Genomic DNA, 16,413 nt, shown 5'->3' with positions numbered 1-16,413 from the left:
TATGCGCACGGCCGGAGCGAACGCGGAGGTACGCCCTGGTCATCGCCGCTCGCGGGGCGGCGTCGTCGGGTGTACATCTGCTGTTGCCCGGCACCTCGCTTCGGTTTTCTGGTGTGTGCACCGGCGGGGATTACCAATCGATCATGCGATGCACAGTCTTCGGAACCGGGTACCTGGGGGCCACGCACGCAGCGTGTATGGCCGAGCTCGGACACGATGTGGTCGGAGTCGATATCGACCCGGGTAAGGTCGCGAAACTCTCCGACGGTGTCACTCCTTTCTATGAGCCGGGCCTCGAGGCGGTGCTGCGCCGCAATCTCGATTCGGGCCGGCTCAGGTTCACCACCTCCTATGTCGAGGCGGCCGCGCACGCCGACGTCCACTTCCTCGGGGTCGGCACGCCACAGAAGAAGGGTGAGTACGCCGCCGATCTGAAATATGTGCACGCGGTCGTGGATACGCTCGCACCGCTCATCACCCGCCCTTCGGTGATCGTCGGTAAGTCCACTGTCCCGGTGGGTACCGCCGCCGAACTCGGCCGCCGCGCTCGCGCCCTGACTCCGGTGGATGTCGAGGTGGCGTGGAACCCGGAATTCCTGCGCGAGGGTTTCGCCGTCCGGGACACCCTGCGGCCGGACCGGCTGGTCCTCGGCGTGGATCGGGAGCGGGAGCGATCGGTGTGGGTGCGTGAGGTCGTCGAAGAGCTCTACGCCGATCTGCTCGCCGCCGAGGTCCCGTTCCTGCTCACCGATCTGGCCACCGCGGAGTTGGTCAAAGTGTCGGCCAACGCGTTCCTGGCCACCAAGATCTCCTTCATCAACGCGGTCTCCGAGGTCTGCGAGGCCACCGGTGCCGATGTCACGGTGCTGGCCGACGCGCTCGGCCACGACGCCCGTATCGGCCGCCGCTTCCTCGACGCCGGAGTCGGATTCGGCGGCGGCTGCCTGCCGAAGGACATCCGGGCGTTCATGGCGCGGGCCGGGGAGCTCGGTGCCGACCACGCGCTGACCTTTCTGCGGGAGGTCGACAACATCAATATGCGACGCCGCACCAAGATGGTGGATATGGCGGCGCGGGCCTGCGGCGGTTCGCTGCTGGGCGCGAACGTCGCGGTGCTCGGTGCGGCCTTCAAACCCGAATCCGACGATGTGCGTGATTCCCCCGCGTTGAACGTTGCCGGCATGATCCAGCTGCACGGTGCCGTCGTCACCGTCTACGACCCGAAAGCACTGGAGAACTCCCGTCGCGTATTCCCCACGCTGAATTACGCCACCTCGGTGGTGGAGGCCTGTGAACGCGCCGATGTGGTGCTGGTACTCACCGAGTGGAACGAATTCGTGGAGTTGCGACCGCGGGATCTGGACACCGTGGTGCGGGCCCGCTCGGTCATCGACGGCCGTAATTGTCTCGATCGTGCCGCCTGGCGCTCGGCCGGATGGGTGTACGCGGGGCTGGGCACCCCGTAGAGTCGTGGGGCCGGTCGGCCCACGGCAGCGGTCGCTGCCTCCCACACCAACGGGACCGGGCGGTACTGTCGGAAGAGTGGTTCGGGGGATGAGCCGTCACCATCGACCGGGCGACGCTCGCATATCGTGAAGCGGGAAGTACGGATGGGCTGCCGATGAGTTCAGCACTGGGAGTGTCGGTGGGGACCGGCGCGATCCGCTTGGCGCGCCCACCTGCGGGCACGACAGCGGCCGACCCGCAGGCATTCGAACTGCGGACCTTCGTCGTTCCGCCCGAGACACCGAGCGCCGAGCGGGCCGCGCTCTCGGTCGCCGCCGCCCTGAATTCCGATCCCGGGATAGCCCGGACCGTGCTGGCCTGCCGCGACGAGTTCCAGGCCGAGGCCATGCATGTGGCGATGGCCGAGCACGGTCTCGACGACTACGACATCGTGGCCGATACCGAGGCGACGCTGGAATTCGCCACCGCCTCCGGGGCCTTGGCCGGAATCACCACGCTCGGTATCTACGACCTGGGCGCTTCGGGCCTGTCTGTGACCGTCGTGGAGGTCGACTCCGGGCGGGTCGTGCATACCGAACGCACCGGCGATATCAGCGGTGAATACTTCGACTCGCTCATTCGCGAGCAACAGATCAACTCGGGCCGGATCGCCCACCCACCCGACCCGGCCGGTCTGGCCCGGCTGGACGCGCTGTGCCGCTCGGCCAAGGAAAAGCTCTCGGCGACTTCTGCCGTGGCGTTGCCCAGCGATTACGGACCGGTGCTGCTCACCCAGGAGAATTTCACCGCACTGGTCACCTGGGCCGTCGAGGCGTCGGTCCGTTCCACCCGCGAGGTCATCGGCCGTTCCGGACGGGAGGTGCAGGCGGTACTGGCGGTGGGCGGCGGTGTCCGGATCCCGCTGGTCAGCCGCCTGCTGCGGGAGATCCTGGAGGTGCCGGTACTGGTGCCGCCGGAGCCCGAGGCCGCGACCGCGCGCGGGGCCGCGCTGCTGGCACGGCGAGCGCCGGAGTCGCGCCCGGTCGTCGTATCGGCGCCGGCGAGCGATTCCGCGCAACCGGCCACCGCCGCACCGGGCGGCGACACCGCGCAACCGGAGATCGGGCTCGGTATATTCGGCCCCGAACCCGAAGACCGTCCCGCGACGCCGGACGATGCAACGGTGAATGCCGGTGCGCCCGGCCCTGTGCCGGTCGTTTCCCGGCCGGCCGCACCGATGCCGCAACCGGGTATCTTCGGCCCACCGGCCGGTACCGCCGTGGGCCTTCCGGCCGCTTCCGTTTCGTCGACGGTCCCGGCACGCCCGGCCACCACGAGCGATCCGGTCGCCCCGGTGGCCACCGCCGACAAATATCCGAGTGGTGCCACACCGGTATCGCAGGCCCCGGTTTCGCGTCCGGCGCAGTCCGCGTTGCCGCAACTCTCCCCCGAGGAGGATCCGCCGACCGTCACGCTGCGGATTCCGCAGAAGTTACTGCCCCGGCGCTCGTTCGGCGAGCCCCCGCATCGCCGGCACCGTGAGCTCGGCGCCGCGGCGGTGGCGGTGAGTGCGCTGGTGGTGGTGGCCGCGATCGGTATCGGGCTCGGCTACGGCCAGCACATGTTCCGCCAGGAATCGACCACCGTCGAGGGTACGACCGCGTCGCCGACGACATCGGCGACGACTCCCACGGCTCGCCCCGGCATGGCCGGCGTCTCGCTGGCTCCGCCGCCGGAGCACGAATCGCTGGCGGAGCCGCCGCCGGTGGTGGCCGCACCCCGGGAGACCGAGGCACCGACTACCACCGGCGGCCCGCCCACCATCCAGGTTCCGGGGCTACCACCGATCGTCGTACCGACGATCCCGCCGCTGTTCCCACCACCCCGCTGAGCGCACCGTCGGGCTACCGGTGTCAGCGCTCGCTGTATCCCGGCCCGGGCCTGCGGTTCCGCCGGGGCGGGGGCTGCTCACCGCTCCAGGGTCGCTGGTTGTCCGCGCGGGGTGGTCCGGCCTGCTGGGGCCCGGTGCCGGGAGGTGCCGGGTACCGCCGAGCCGACCGCGACGGGTCGTACTGCCCACCCCGGGTGGCCGGTGACTCGCCGGTGCGCGGTCCCGAGCGCTGGTCACCGGGCCCGGTTCGCGGCACCCGGGGTTGTTCCCCGGTAGTCGGCCACGGCCTGTACCCGCGACCGTCGGATCGGTTACGCGGCGCGCCACCGCCTTCGGAGCCCGCGCCCGTACGCGCAACCTTTCGGTGCGTACCCGTATCCGCGCGCCGGGCCGCGGCCACCCGGCGTGCACGCTGGGCCGTACCGGCCGGCTTGTTACCGAACGGCCGGGCGAGCATGACCGCGATACCGGTGGTCAGCGGCACCGACAGTGCCAGGCAGATACCACCGACCGCGGACCGCGCGATCTCGATGGCCACCGCATCGCCCACCAGCACATCGCGAATCGGGCGGCCGGCCACACTGAACAACAGCAGCAGCGGCAGCGCCCCGCCCGCGTAGGCGAGCACCAGGGTGTACACGGTGCTGGCGATATGGTCACGCCCCACCCGCATGGCCGCCGCGAACACCTCACGGCGCGTGGCCTTCTTGTCCAGTTCGGCCAGCTCGAACGCCGCCGACGCCTGGGTGATCGTCACATCGTTGAGCACACCGAGCGAGCCGATGATGAACCCGGCCAGCAGGAGACCGGTGATGCTGACGTGCTCGATGTAGGTCGCGACATTGGTGTTCTGTTCCTCGGACAGACCGGTGAGTGAAGTCGCCTCGATGGTCAGCCAGGAGAGCACTGCCGCGACGATCATGGAGGTGAGCGTGCCCAGCAGCGCGGAACTGGTACGCAGGTTCACCCCGTGCGCCAGATAGAGAACCGCGTACAGGATCAGCGAACCGGCGACCAGCGCGACCGGTATCGCGGGTTTCCCGTCCAGTAGCGCGGGGAGCAGGAATACGACCAGTACCGCGAACGCGAATACCAGACCGAGCAGTGCCCGGACCCCTCGCCAGCGCGCGACCACGACGATCACCACGATGAAGGCCAGCACGATCAGGGCCAGCGGGAGCCCGCGCGCGTAGTCGTCGAAGGAGTACAGCGGCGTCCCGTCCGGGCCGGTCTGCCGCACGATCCGCAGATGGTCACCGGCCGCGAGATCGGGTTGGCCGGGGCCCGGCGCGATTTCGAGGAGCGTGTGCTTACCCTCGTGCGGGCCGGATTCGATGGCGATCAGACTGCGCTGGCAGTCGTAGACCTGCATGGAGGGCGGTTGAGGGTCGCCGTCGAAAACCCGGCCGATGGACGAGCTACCGCACGCGCCGAGGTCTTGCCGGATGACCGTGCCGGCTTCGGTGACCACGGCGGATCCGTCGGCGTTCTGCATGGGAAGCGGGATCTCGACCTGCTGCCGGTCGGGCCACAGGGCGATCGTCGCGACGACGACCACGATCCCGATGGCGACCAGCAGACCGACCACAACGCGTGCCGCGGTCGCGCCGATGGCGATCGGCCCGGAGTGGTCGTGGTGGTGATGGTGGTCGCTCACCCCGGTCAGCCTAGAGGATTCGCCGACGGCCCATGTGATCGGCAGATGGGGCTTACGCTGCGATTACGCTGCATTTGCGAGGATCTCGGGAAGGGGCGGCGGAGAGCAGGGGGATGTCTCCGCCGCCCGCGGGCAGGCGGCCCAGGGGGGTAGGCGGCCTAACCCGAGGACCAGGTTGCCCAGGGGGGGTAGACAACCTGGCCGGGCACTTTGAGTGCCGAGGACCACTGTACACACAGGATCCTCTTTTGTGCCAGAGGGTTCAGAAAATTGGGCTTAATCCGGACGAGAAGTCTGTTTCGCTCCGAGAGTTACCGCCCCGCTACTGCCGATAACCCGCAAGGAAATTGCCGAAACGTTCTATGGCAACAGCGAGATCGCGCGCCCAGGGCAGAGTCACGATGCGCAGATGGTCGTGGTGCGGCCAGTTGAAACCGGTCCCCTGCACCATCAGGATCTTCTCCTGCAACAGCAGGTCCTGAACCAGCTTCTCGTCGTCGTGGATCTCGTGGACTTCGGGATCCAGCCTCGGGAACGCATACAGTGCGCCTTTGGGTTTCACGCACGAGACGCCGGGGATCGCATTCAGCCTCTCCCACGCCACATCCCGCTGTTCCAGCAGGCGCCCGCCGGGCAGGATCAGATCCTCGACGCTCTGATAGCCGCCGAGTGCCACCTGAATCGCGTGCTGCGCGGGCACATTCGGGCACAACCGGGACGACGCCAGCAGATCGACGCCCTCCAGGAACCCGGCCGCGTGCTCCTTCGGACCGGTGATCGCCAGCCAGCCGGATCGATACCCGGCCACCCGGTAGGCCTTGGACAGACCGTTGAAGGTGAGGCAGAGCAGATCGGGCGCCAGGGTCGCCAGGGAAATATGTTTGGCGTCGTCGTAGAGGATCTTGTCGTAGATCTCGTCGGCGAGCAGCAGCAACCGATGTTTGCGGGCGAGGTGCACCAGCTGCTGCAGTACCTCGGCCGAATACACGGCACCGGTCGGATTGTTCGGGTTGATCACCAACAGCGCCTTGGTCCGATCGGTGATCTTCGATTCGATATCGGCGATATCGGGCTGCCAGCCGCTGGCCTCGTCGCACAGATAGTGCACCGGGGTACCGCCGGCGAGACTGGTCATCGCGGTCCACAACGGATAGTCGGGGGCCGGGATCAGCACCTCGTCGCCGTTGTCCAGCAGCGCCTGCATGGTGATGGTGATCAGCTCGGACACCCCGTTACCGAGGTACACATCGTCGACGTCGAGCTCCGGGAATCCCGGTACCAGTTCGTAGCGGGTGACGATCGCGCGGCGTGCGGGCAGTATGCCCTTGGATTCGGAGTACCCCTGCGCCGTCGGCAGGGCGGCGATCATATCCCGCATGATCACATCGGGGGCCTCGAACCCGAACGGCGCGGGGTTACCGATATTGAGTTTCAGGATCCGGTGACCCTCGGATTCGAGCCGTGCCGCGTGTGCGTGTACCGGTCCCCGGATCTCGTAGACGACATTCTGCAGCTTCTTGGACTGCTCCAGAATCCGGGGCGCGGGGTGCGAATGGCCAGTACTCACCCGATCCATGGTGCCATCAGGGGCAAGCGGATATCCGGCCCGCCCCGGCCCGGTGCAGTACCGTTACCGCTGAACGGGAGGCAGAGGAGAGCCAGGTGGGGCAGTCGCTGGGGCGCGGCGAGGTTTTCGCCGGGTATCGGATCGAACGCCTGCTCGGGGTCGGCGGGATGGGCGAGGTCTACCTCGCGGCGGACCGGGATCTGCCCCGGCCCGTGGCCCTCAAACTCCTCGACCGCGCCCGGACCGCCGATCCCGAGGTAGCAGCACGTTTCCGGCGCGAGGCCGATACCGCAGCCCGCCTCGCGCACCCGAATATCGTGGCGGTCCACGCACGCGGGGAGCAGGACGGACGGCTGTGGATCGCGATGGAGTACGTCGACGGTACCGACGCCGGTGAGCTGCTGCGGGCCGGGCCCCCGGCGTCGGAGCGGGCCGTGCGGATCATCGCGGCCACCGCCGCCGCGCTGGACCACGCACACCGGCGCGGCATCCTGCACCGGGATGTGAAACCGGCCAATATCCTGCTGACCCGGAGCACGCCTGAGCATGTGCTGCTCGCCGACTTCGGTATCGCGAAATCACTCGACGAATCGGTCGGGCTGACCCGGACCGGCGAGGTGTTCGCGAGCCTGCGCTACGCCGCCCCCGAACAGTTCACCGACGCCGCGATCGATCATCGCGCCGATATCTATGCCCTGGGCGGAACACTGCACCATCTGCTCACCGGCTCCCACCCCTATTCGGGAACGACCTCCGCCCAGCTCATCCACAGTCACCTCAATGCTCCGGTTCCGGTCCCGAGCCACCACAGCAGCGACTTGCCCGAAGCATTCGACGCGGTGATCGCCCGCGCCATGGCCAAGGACCCCGCCCAGCGGTTCGGCGACTGCGCCGAACTGGCCGCCGCCGCGACCGCCGCACTGGCCGGTGCGAGCGCTCCGGCGGTCACGCTCCGGCTGCCGAGCACCGCCCGGCCACCGGCCGCCCGGCAACCGGCCGCCCGCCGCAGACGCCGTAGGCGCACGATCGCCCTGGCCACGGTCTCGGTGGTGCTGTTCGCCCTGTGCGGCACCGGTGTGATCATTGCGGATACGGCCCGGGAGCCGGTGATGCAACGGCTGCACCGGGCCCGCGATCTCGCCGGCGGGTTCGTGCACCGGGTGCAGGGCGCGGTGCACGATCTGGTCTTCATGACCCCGGATCCGCAGAACGAATACGGTGCCGGCGGTTTCGGGGCGGTCCCGCCATCGGCCGATGGACCCTCCACCCCGGAGTAGCGGACGGGCTATCCGGTACCCGGCGGCAGGCTGCGGGTCGCGGTCGATCCGCAGAACTCCTCGATCCGCTCGTCCAGTGCCCGGGCTTCGGCGACCCCCTGGAAGGCCGGGGCGCAGATCCGGCGGCGCAGACCGGTGAGCCGTTCTTCCAATTGCGCGATCCGCTTGTCCTCGTCGAGGGCGAGGACCGGCATCAGCGCCTCGGCAGCCCCGTCGAGGCTGCCGTTGATCAGATGCGCGGCGGCCGAATCGACCCGCGCCAGGGATTCGGCCCCGTAGGACCGCTGCCGGGCCGGGCCGGTGCGGTAGAGCTCGATCGTTCGTTCGGTGGCCGACAGCGCGGGTTCGGCCAGACCGAGATGGATGTAGGTCGCGCCCGCGTAATAGCTGGCCTTGGCGTCGGAGAAGCCGAAGACGCCACCCACCTCGTCGTGCAGACTGTCGGCGCCGCCCGTGACACCGGCCGCGCGGCCGATGCACCGTTCGGTATCGGCGGTGCTGCCGATCTTGGACCAGATACGGGCCTCGATATTGTGCAGGCGTACCGCGGCGGTGGCCGAATCGGCGTACTGCTGGCCGTTCTGCGCCAGCTGCAGGGCCCGATGGGGACGTTCGGACCAGTATTCGATGAGGGCATGCATTCCGCGCGCCCAGGCCCGTAACCCGTTGTGGCCGCTGATCTCCGCGTATGCCCAGGCGGCCCGGATCTGTTCCCCGGCGGCATCGAGATAGCCGAGATCGGTGCTGGCGTTGGCGAGCAGACCCGACAACGAACCTGCCAGCAGGTATAGGTGGCTGGTATCCGACGGACGCTGATGGCCTTCCAGCAACCGGTACACCCGGCGCCGTACCCGCAGCATCTCCACCATCATGGGCATCGGCGGTGTGTGTACGTAGTCGTTGGCGATCCGGGTGACATCGGCGTCGAGCTGATCCAGCGTGCTCGGACCGATATTCGAACCTTCGGCCCGCCCCGCGTGTTCGCTCGCTTCGTGCGCTGCCGCCATGATCAGATCCCTCTCCGAAATCGCCGCCAGCCCCTCCCCGCGGGCCGCACCGGTATCGATGAGGGCCAGGAGTTCGGCGTCATTGGAATATCCGCTGGGCGCGGCGAACCGGCCGGCGTCCGGGCGCGGGCCGGGCACGGGTCCGGGGTCGGTCAACGCCGCGAACCGAGTGCGTTCGATATCGTCGGACCGGGCGAGACAGGTATCCAGGGCAGCCTGGTTGACCGGACGCGGATGCACCCGGTCGCCCCCGGCCTCCCATTTGGACACCAATCGTTCGTGCACACCCAGATGTGCCGCGAACTCCCGGATACTCATCCGCTTGGCCTCGCGAAGCGCCCGGGCCTCCCTTCCAGACCACTGGCCGACCACGTTGTCACCCTTTCCGAACGATTTCCCTTTCCAGGGTACGAGCCGAATGTGACTGCAACCACAGGGAAATTCGCCACTGCTGCGAATGGCAGCGCAAGGGCAGTGGAACGCGAGCGTGTAGGCGTTCCCGACTCGCCGCCCCGGGCGCGATCCTGGAAAGACAGGTCGGCGAGACCGGCACAGGGCCGTGGCTCGATACGCCAGGGAGGCTCGACAGCAGGAGGCAAGGGGATTCACCGTGAACGTGGAAAAGCTCAGAACGGTCGACGACTGGGCCGCTTACTATCGTCACGAATTCGGGTTACCGGCCACCGAACGCGGCGGCTTCGTGATGTTGCCCATCACCAGCCGGGCCTGTGTCGTCCATCTACCCACCGAACGTGCGAAGGCCGTCCGCGATCTCCTGGATTCACGGGAGATCCGGGTTCCCATGCTGGCCCGTCAGATCCGCTGGAGCTTCCTGGCGTACCCGGACCGGCGGCCGGATCCGGAAGTGGTCGAGATGTTGCAGCGCATCGATATCGATATTCCGGGCGTGGGCAGCGCGGTCATGTTGCCCACCGGCCTGGGCCGCTGGAACCGCGAGGGTTGCAACTGGGTGATACCACCGGAACGGGACGGCTTGCTGCCGCCGCTGTCCTCGGTGATCAACGCGGCGCTCCTGGCCGGCGGCGCCGCGGAATGACCGGGGATGGGGCTACGTCCGGCGACCGGGTCCGCCGGACGTAGCCCGCCCGGACTGGCGTCGCGGATCCGATACCGCTGTCGCACAGCAGGCCCCGGCCCGGCGTCGAGCCCGGGCCGGATACGCCGGCGGTGGTCGTATCAGGAACGGGCCGACAGGATTCGTGCCGCTTCGGTCAGCAGTACCGGCGCGAAACGTCGATGCCCGGGGGATACCGCCGCCCAGACCCGCCGACCCAGGCCGCTCCGGTAGCCGAGAAAGGTTGCCACGGAGGCTGTCTCGCTGGTGAGCTCGAGTACCAGGCGCCCGTCGAGCAACCAGGATCGCGCCCCCAGGGTGATCCAGGCGGCCCCACGATCGACGATCGGCCATCCAGCGATCTGCCCGGCCGCCGATCGGCGCTTCAACCGCAGGCCCAGCACGAACCGCCAGACGAATTGCCCCCGGGTACCGGCCACATCGCCGAGGGCGAGGTGCGCCCACTGTTCGGGTGTGGCGGAGGTACCGGGTTGGGTGACGATCGTGAACTGGTCGGCGTAGTCGTATGCCGGTAGTCCGCTGTGCACCCGGATCGATTCGTCGATGTGCCGCTGCCGGAAGGCGACCCGGACCGCGGCGCCGGACGTCGGGGGAATTTCGGAGTTCTCGGTCATCTCTGACACCCACCTTCTGTTATACGCTGGCGTATATAAGACGCTAGCGCGAATATACGGCGGCGTATAGATCTCGGACCGTGAAGGGAGACACAGAGTGGGCGCGGTACGCACGACGACCGCCGGCTGGATCGACGAAGGGTTGCGCGCCTTGGCCCGCGGCGGGCCCGACGCGGTCCGCGTGGAGGCCCTCGCGAAATCGCTGGGCGTGACCAAGGGCGGGTTCTACGGATACTTCGCCGACCGCAACGCCCTGCTCGAGGCGATGCTCGACACCTGGGAACGACGAAGTATCGACGACGTCCTCGACGACATCACGCGCGAAGGCGGCGACGCACGGACCAAGATCCAGCGGGCCGGCGCGCTCACGCTGTCCCCCGAACTGCTGCCCATCGACCTCGCGATCCGCGACTGGGCCCGGCGCGACGACGAGGTCGCCGCCCGGCTGCGCCGGGTCGACAACCAGCGCATGGCACTACTGCGCGAGATGATCGGGGCCTACTTCACCGACCCCGTCGAGGTGGAGGCCCGCAGTCTCCTCGCCTTCTGCGCCCGGATCGGTATGCACTTCCTGGCCGCCGACCCCCGCGACGGCATCGATCGCGGCGAGGTGCTGAACCGAACCGCCGACCTCGTACTCGGCCCACACACCACCGGCGACATATAGGCCGTCCCCGCAGCGATCGGCACCCAGTGACGTCAGCGCGCCACGCCCCGGCAGCGACGGTGCGCTCCGCCGGGATCGTTCCTCAACTCGACGCCGGGAAGTTCAGATACGCCCGCGACGGTGTGGGCCCGCGCTGCCCCTGGTACTTCGACCCGGTGCCCGCGCTGCCGTACGGATTCTCCGCCGGGCTGGTCAGCCGGAACAGACACAGCTGTCCGATCTTCATCCCCGGCCACAACGTGATGGGCAGATTCGCCACGTTCGACAGTTCCAGGGTGATGTGACCGCTGAACCCGGGGTCGATGAACCCGGCCGTCGAATGGGTGAGCAGCCCCAGCCGCCCGAGACTCGATTTACCCTCCAGCCGGCCGGCCAGATCGTCGGGCAGGGTGCACACCTCCAGCGTGGACCCGAGCACGAATTCACCGGGGTGCAGCACGAACGGCTCCCCATCGGCGGGCTCCACCAGGCTCGTGAGCTCGTCCTGACGCTGTGCCGGGTCGATATGGGTGTAGCGAGTGTTGTTGAAGACCCGGAACATCCGATCCAGCCGCACATCGATACTGGACGGCTGGACCAGGTTGTCCTCGAACGGTTCGAGCCCGAACCGTCCGGCGGCGAACTCCGCCCGGATGTCACGATCGGAAAGCAGCACGCCACGAGCGTAGCGACCGTCCCGCGGCGCGAAGCTCCCGGTCCTCGGGGTCCGGTTTCCTGTCGGCCCCGGCGGGCATACTCCCCCTCGGTGGGCGCGGCTACGCGAAGCCCGTCCATCACCCCGCACGACCCCAGCGAACGAGGAGGTACGCCCATGTCCGAGACCGGCGCGCACACCCATCACGGCATCGACTACATCGAACTCGCGGTCACCGACCTGGACGCCGCCCGGCGCTTCTACCGATCGGCCTTCGGCTGGGAATTCAACGACTACGGCCCCACCTACTCCGGTATCCGCCGCCTCGACGGCTCGGAAGGCGAAGCGGGCGGTCTGGCCCGCACCGACGACGAGATCCCCACCGGCGGCCCGCTGGTCCTGCTCTACTCCGAGGACCTCGACACCACCCTCCGCGCGGTCGGAGCGGCGGGCGGCACGGTGACCGAAGGCCCCTTCGACTTCCCCGGCGGCCGTCGCTTCCACTTCACCGACCCCAGCGGCAACCGGCTGGGGGTTTGGTCCGAGCGGTGACGGCCCGGACCACCACTGTGAAGCCGAGGAGCGGGCCGAAAGATTTAGAGCTCACGCCCGCACTCTGCTAAGCTGCCCTTCGCGCCCAGGGGCGCAGGCCGGTGTAGTTCAATGGCAGAACTTCTGCTTCCCAAGCAGATGGCGCGGGTTCGATTCCCGTCACCGGCTCCACGGAATCTTCACTGGTCACGCACGAAATTCACATACTTTTTCCGTTACTACCTTCCGGGCGCCGGTCCCTGCTGTGCCACACACGCGCCACCGGCACACGATTCAGGGCTGCCTCAGAGGGGCAGGTCCCGCATCAGCACATCAAATCGCGGGGCGTCCGCCCAACCGGGTCGTTGCCAGCCGACCCGGTACCAACCCCACTTCCGGTACCGCGCATAAGCGCGCTCGTTGTCCGGCTCCACCAGCAGCGTCGCCCGCTGCTCGGGGCGCCCGGCCAACAGTTCGTCGTGCAACGCGCGGGCGAGTCCACGCCCGGTGTGCTCAGCGCACACCATGATTTCCGACAGGGCAAAGGTCCGATCACCGGTTTCGGCGGTGAACTCGACGGGGTCCCGGTCATCGAGAACCAGCGCGTCCCACCACGCCGCACCGCTCTGCAACGGCCACCCCCACGACTGGCCCACCGGGACACCACCGACGGAAACTACGACCAGTTCGAAACTACGATCGCGGGCAGGGTCGGTATAGGCGTCGAACCGGCGCATGAACTCGGCCGGGGAATCGAACGGGTCTCCGGACGCAATCGCATCCACATACGACCGGCGGTAGATGTTTTCAACGGTAGCCCGCAGGTCTCGGGCCTGCTCGGCGGTGACGTGCTGGAATGTCGTTTGGGTCATGTGATCGTCTTTCGTGTTTTGCTTTCCAGCGTCGCGAACTGTGCCCGGAAGTGATCCGCGATCGGATCATCCGTGTTCCGCACCGGCTCGAGAGCTCGCAGAGTCCGTCCCGACGCGATGTGCTCGAGCTCGTCCAGGACCGGGGTCCCCATCGCGACAGCGGTCGCGACATCCCCCGCGCGGGCATACGCCGCGGCGATGCACGCCCGCATGTTCACCGCGTTACGAGTCCCGGTCTCCTCTCGCACGGCAGCTTCCATCAGATCGATACTTCGGCGTACTTCCCTACCGTCTCCAGGCCACGTGCCTCATGGCCGCGGATCTCCGACCGTGAAACGAACCGTAGCCACTGCGGGCACTCCTCCAACGGTCTCGGCCCCACGCGATACCGGGCGGCCCACGACGGCGGTCTCTGCATCGAACCGGGCACGTCGATCATCGTCCAACGCGCGCAGCATCGTGTCGAGCACTTCCGCCGAACGGCCCCGCACCGGCTTGTCCCACGTCGCCCGATGCCATTTCTTGATGGTCGCAAGCGTGTATCCGGCACGCTCGGCGAATTCCTCCTGAGTTTCGCGGAGCGCGGCCGAGCGGAGTGCGCGGACTTCCGTACTCGTCCATCTGCTGACAGTCATTCCACCCCCGAGAATCGCGGCTGACGTACTCGTTATCCGAAGCGTATTCCCTCCGTAGCTATTTCGAGGCTCCTCTCGCACCTCCGCTTGGACAACGCTGAAGTCGGCCCCGGCGCCGGGTGGAGGAAGGGGGCAACGGATACGCGGTGTCACACGCCGTTGGCCGATGAAATGCCCCGGCGCCGGGGCATCCTCAACGGGAATACATCAGGAGGCACCATGTACAGCGAGAACAGTGCGGAAAACTCCTCACCGCCATCGCCACCGAGGCGGACGACGAACGAGGCGATGTCTGCGACATCGCGACTGTGGCGCGAAAGCGAATGCTATGAGCGACCAACCGTCGAACTCTGCCTGGAAGGCTCATACACCCTCGGTACGTCGACGGCCACTGACCGGTCCACTGTGCAGCGCGAGGTAGACGGTGTCATAGCCCGGTGGCGGGCCGCGCGGATGAGTGAGGTGCGGCGTGCCTGCTGAGATCGGGATCCTGATCCGGATCGCAGCGAAACTGCGGGTGCGCCGTGATCTTGTTGCGGGGTCACAGCACTCCGGGATGACACTGCTCGCGGCAATCCGTGGCTACTTTTCCGAGTCGAGGTGCCGACCGTGACCATCGAGAGCCGACGGCGCGCGATCGTCGTCGGCAGATACAACACCGACACCCCTGAGCTGGACGAACTGGTCACCCGCAATCGGCTCGAGGTGGTATTCACGATCATCGCACCCACAGCAGCGAAACTGACCGCACTGATCGCGGTTCAGCACATCCTCGAATACGACGCCGAAGTTGTGGTTCTCTCGCATCTCACCGCCGACGAGGTCCGAGCAGCGGAGCCGTGGGGACCGGTGGCCGAGCTGGCGCACATTCTCACCGTCGATGGTGCCTGGATCCGGTTTCGGGACATCTGACAAGCAGATGGCGCGAGTTCGATTCCCGTCGCCGGCTCTTCGCGATCGTCCGGCGGGGCGACCAGGTTTCGGGCTTTATCTGATGTGCGAGGACATCGAACAGACGGTGGCGACACTGCGGGCCGCCGGTGTAGTGATCGCGTCCGGTATCAGCGAACGGAGTCGGGCCTACTGGCCACTGCCTAGGTGCCCGACGGGAGTGAATTCCCGATTTCCAACCGCGGAATCTCTCACCACATCACTGAATCACCCGAAAGCGCATGTCCGGCGCGCGAAAAGAGTTGTGGACGTTCCCCAGCTCTGCATGCTGGTGTTTCTGTTGTCCGGGGGCGCGACGCTGTCCCCTTGCCGGGGTCACGTAGTGAACGGCGCAGGTGTACCGATGCGCCACGATTTTGGCGCACGGGAGCCATTTCCGCGCAATGCGTTTGGAGTCACCGAATCCGGTGAATGATCTCTTTCGTGATATGGCGGGATCCGGCCGAATAGCCGGATCCGCCATAACCTTGACGGGCCGGCCCCTCGGGCCGCTCGCGATTTCACGAACCGAGGAGATCGTTTTGCTGAAGTACTTGTCGGCCGGTGCCTTCGCCGTGCTGTCCGGGGTCGCACTGACCATCGGTGGGACTCTTTCCGGGACGCAGGCCCAGGCCGTCCCGATACCCGGTGTCCCGGCCGAGTCGGTGTTGCACACCCGCCTCGCGATCGTGGGCGCCGACCGGCCCGACGCCGCTGTCCTCGGTGCGCAGGTGTGCAGCACGCTGCGCGCGGATCCCACGCCCAACGGCAAACGCGCCGCGCGGCGGCAGCTGGCCGGTGCGGGAGTGGCGCCCGGTGTGCAGGAGGGCTGGGTGCTGGGCACGAGTGTGGATGTACTGTGCCCGGAGTTCGTACCGGTCCTGCGGGCGTAGTGTTCCGCGCCTGAAATCTGTTGTTCGATAATAGGATTCGGCTGCGGCGAGGACCAGGGGCGGCCGAGATCGGGCCCGGAGCCGGTGGCGGCCCGGGCGCGGCGGCGGGAGTTGGTTCGGGGTGCGCGGGCGGCGACCTCGACGCAGGCGTATGCGTATGCGTTGTGGTGCCGGATCGTGTCGGCGTGCGCGGAGCCGGGGCAGCGAACGCGCGTGTGGCGGCAGCGGTCGGTGTTACGCCTGGCGCGAGACCGCTGAGGAGTCAGCGACTCCCTCGCCCGATATATCCAACGTATTTCAGGCGCGGAACACGAGGGCGTGTGTCGAAGTAGCAAGTCGCCGAATCATTCCGAGGTAGGTATGTGATCGGGCGGCATACCGCCTATCATCTCCGGCAACGGACTCCCGGAAGACGTCTCCTGACGGAACGGTGGTGTCGATCCGGACACGCTCACATAGCCGCCCACACTTTCCCGCACCGAAAGGCCGAATCCGTCGGTGGTGCGAGCAAACGCCGCCCGCGGTGGCCCGCCCCCCTCCTCCACCGACCGCAACCAGCCCGACCGGCGCCACGAAGCGACGATCTGCCCGAAAGCATCACCATTTCCCGGCGGAAATCCGCTGACCCAATAGCCGATATCGAAGAATACCGAGCCGGCCTCACGATCGTCGCACGGCACGAAAAGCCCGCTGTGT

14 protein-coding genes, 1 tRNA gene and 1 pseudogene are annotated in these 16,413 nt (G+C 67.7%); 9 read left to right on the top strand and 7 right to left on the bottom strand.

Going from position 1 to position 16,413, the window contains the following annotated elements; all coding sequences use genetic code 11:
• Positions 1–143: 143 nt before the first annotated feature.
• Both ACWCPQ_RS13080 and ACWCPQ_RS13075 read left to right on the top strand, forming a co-directional pair.
• Positions 144–1,466: a UDP-glucose dehydrogenase family protein gene (locus ACWCPQ_RS13080; protein ID WP_449897953.1), complete on the top strand. Its 1,323-nt coding sequence runs from the start codon at positions 144–146 to the stop codon at positions 1,464–1,466.
• A gap of 155 nt (positions 1,467–1,621) precedes the next feature.
• A complete protein-coding gene (locus tag ACWCPQ_RS13075) occupies positions 1,622–3,337 on the top strand; it encodes an Hsp70 family protein (protein ID WP_449897951.1) in 1,716 nt (571 codons plus the stop codon).
• Positions 3,338–3,737: 400 nt separating this feature from the next.
• Here ACWCPQ_RS13075 and ACWCPQ_RS13070 read toward each other — a convergent pair.
• Positions 3,738–4,994, bottom strand: a pseudogene (locus ACWCPQ_RS13070) (YibE/F family protein); the annotation flags it as partial.
• Positions 4,995–5,316: 322 nt separating this feature from the next.
• Positions 5,317–6,570: a pyridoxal phosphate-dependent aminotransferase gene (locus ACWCPQ_RS13065; RefSeq protein WP_449897949.1), complete on the bottom strand. Its 1,254-nt coding sequence runs from the start codon at positions 6,568–6,570 to the stop codon at positions 5,317–5,319.
• Positions 6,571–6,656: 86 nt separating this feature from the next.
• On the opposite strand from ACWCPQ_RS13065, the gene ACWCPQ_RS13060 reads away from it, so the two are divergent.
• Complete coding sequence (locus ACWCPQ_RS13060) at positions 6,657–7,838, top strand: serine/threonine-protein kinase (RefSeq protein ID WP_449897946.1); 1,182 nt, start codon at positions 6,657–6,659, stop codon at positions 7,836–7,838.
• 8 nt (positions 7,839–7,846) lie between these two features.
• Here the strand turns inward: ACWCPQ_RS13060 and ACWCPQ_RS13055 are convergent, their stop codons facing one another.
• Complete coding sequence (locus tag ACWCPQ_RS13055) at positions 7,847–9,217, bottom strand: helix-turn-helix domain-containing protein (protein ID WP_449897944.1); 1,371 nt, start codon at positions 9,215–9,217, stop codon at positions 7,847–7,849.
• Between the two features lie 238 nt (positions 9,218–9,455).
• Between ACWCPQ_RS13055 and ACWCPQ_RS13050 the strand changes: the two genes are divergently transcribed.
• Positions 9,456–9,902 carry a hypothetical protein gene (locus ACWCPQ_RS13050; RefSeq protein ID WP_449897942.1) on the top strand — a complete coding sequence of 149 codons (447 nt, stop codon included), beginning with the start codon at positions 9,456–9,458 and terminating at the stop codon, positions 9,900–9,902.
• 140 nt (positions 9,903–10,042) lie between these two features.
• Here the strand turns inward: ACWCPQ_RS13050 and ACWCPQ_RS13045 are convergent, their stop codons facing one another.
• The gene (locus ACWCPQ_RS13045) at positions 10,043–10,555 is read right to left on the bottom strand and encodes a hypothetical protein (RefSeq protein WP_449897939.1); all 513 of its coding nucleotides are present in this window, start codon (positions 10,553–10,555) and stop codon (positions 10,043–10,045) included.
• Positions 10,556–10,652: 97 nt separating this feature from the next.
• Between ACWCPQ_RS13045 and ACWCPQ_RS13040 the strand changes: the two genes are divergently transcribed.
• Positions 10,653–11,222, top strand: a complete 570-nt coding sequence (locus tag ACWCPQ_RS13040) for a TetR/AcrR family transcriptional regulator (protein WP_449897937.1) — start codon at positions 10,653–10,655, stop codon at positions 11,220–11,222.
• Between the two features lie 82 nt (positions 11,223–11,304).
• On the opposite strand, the gene dcd is transcribed toward ACWCPQ_RS13040, so the two are convergent.
• Complete coding sequence (dcd, locus tag ACWCPQ_RS13035) at positions 11,305–11,877, bottom strand: dCTP deaminase (RefSeq protein WP_449897934.1); 573 nt, start codon at positions 11,875–11,877, stop codon at positions 11,305–11,307.
• A 156-nt stretch (positions 11,878–12,033) separates the two neighbouring features.
• On the opposite strand from dcd, the gene ACWCPQ_RS13030 reads away from it, so the two are divergent.
• Complete coding sequence (locus ACWCPQ_RS13030) at positions 12,034–12,408, top strand: VOC family protein (protein ID WP_449897932.1); 375 nt, start codon at positions 12,034–12,036, stop codon at positions 12,406–12,408.
• A 97-nt stretch (positions 12,409–12,505) separates the two neighbouring features.
• A tRNA-Gly gene (locus ACWCPQ_RS13025) sits at positions 12,506–12,579 on the top strand.
• Positions 12,580–12,692: 113 nt separating this feature from the next.
• Here ACWCPQ_RS13025 and ACWCPQ_RS13020 read toward each other — a convergent pair.
• Together ACWCPQ_RS13020 and ACWCPQ_RS13015 are read right to left on the bottom strand one after the other, a co-directional pair.
• Positions 12,693–13,259, bottom strand: coding sequence for a GNAT family N-acetyltransferase (locus ACWCPQ_RS13020; RefSeq protein ID WP_449897930.1), 567 nt, complete (start codon positions 13,257–13,259; stop codon positions 12,693–12,695).
• On the bottom strand, positions 13,256–13,519 hold the full coding sequence (locus ACWCPQ_RS13015; RefSeq protein WP_449897927.1) for a hypothetical protein: 264 nt from the start codon (positions 13,517–13,519) through the stop codon (positions 13,256–13,258). The genes ACWCPQ_RS13020 and ACWCPQ_RS13015 overlap by 4 nt, the downstream gene beginning before the upstream one ends.
• Before the next feature lie 984 nt (positions 13,520–14,503).
• Here ACWCPQ_RS13015 and ACWCPQ_RS13010 point away from each other — a divergent pair.
• Both ACWCPQ_RS13010 and ACWCPQ_RS13005 read left to right on the top strand, forming a co-directional pair.
• The gene (locus ACWCPQ_RS13010; RefSeq protein WP_449897925.1) at positions 14,504–14,806 is read left to right on the top strand and encodes a hypothetical protein; all 303 of its coding nucleotides are present in this window, start codon (positions 14,504–14,506) and stop codon (positions 14,804–14,806) included.
• A 560-nt stretch (positions 14,807–15,366) separates the two neighbouring features.
• Positions 15,367–15,717, top strand: a complete 351-nt coding sequence (locus ACWCPQ_RS13005; protein ID WP_449897922.1) for a hypothetical protein — start codon at positions 15,367–15,369, stop codon at positions 15,715–15,717.
• Positions 15,718–16,413 lie beyond the last annotated feature (696 nt).

It is taken from the genome of Nocardia sp. NPDC001965, assembly GCF_053594175.1.
Note: the sequence above shows the minus strand (reverse complement) of the source record. Positions and strands in the feature narration are given on the sequence as shown.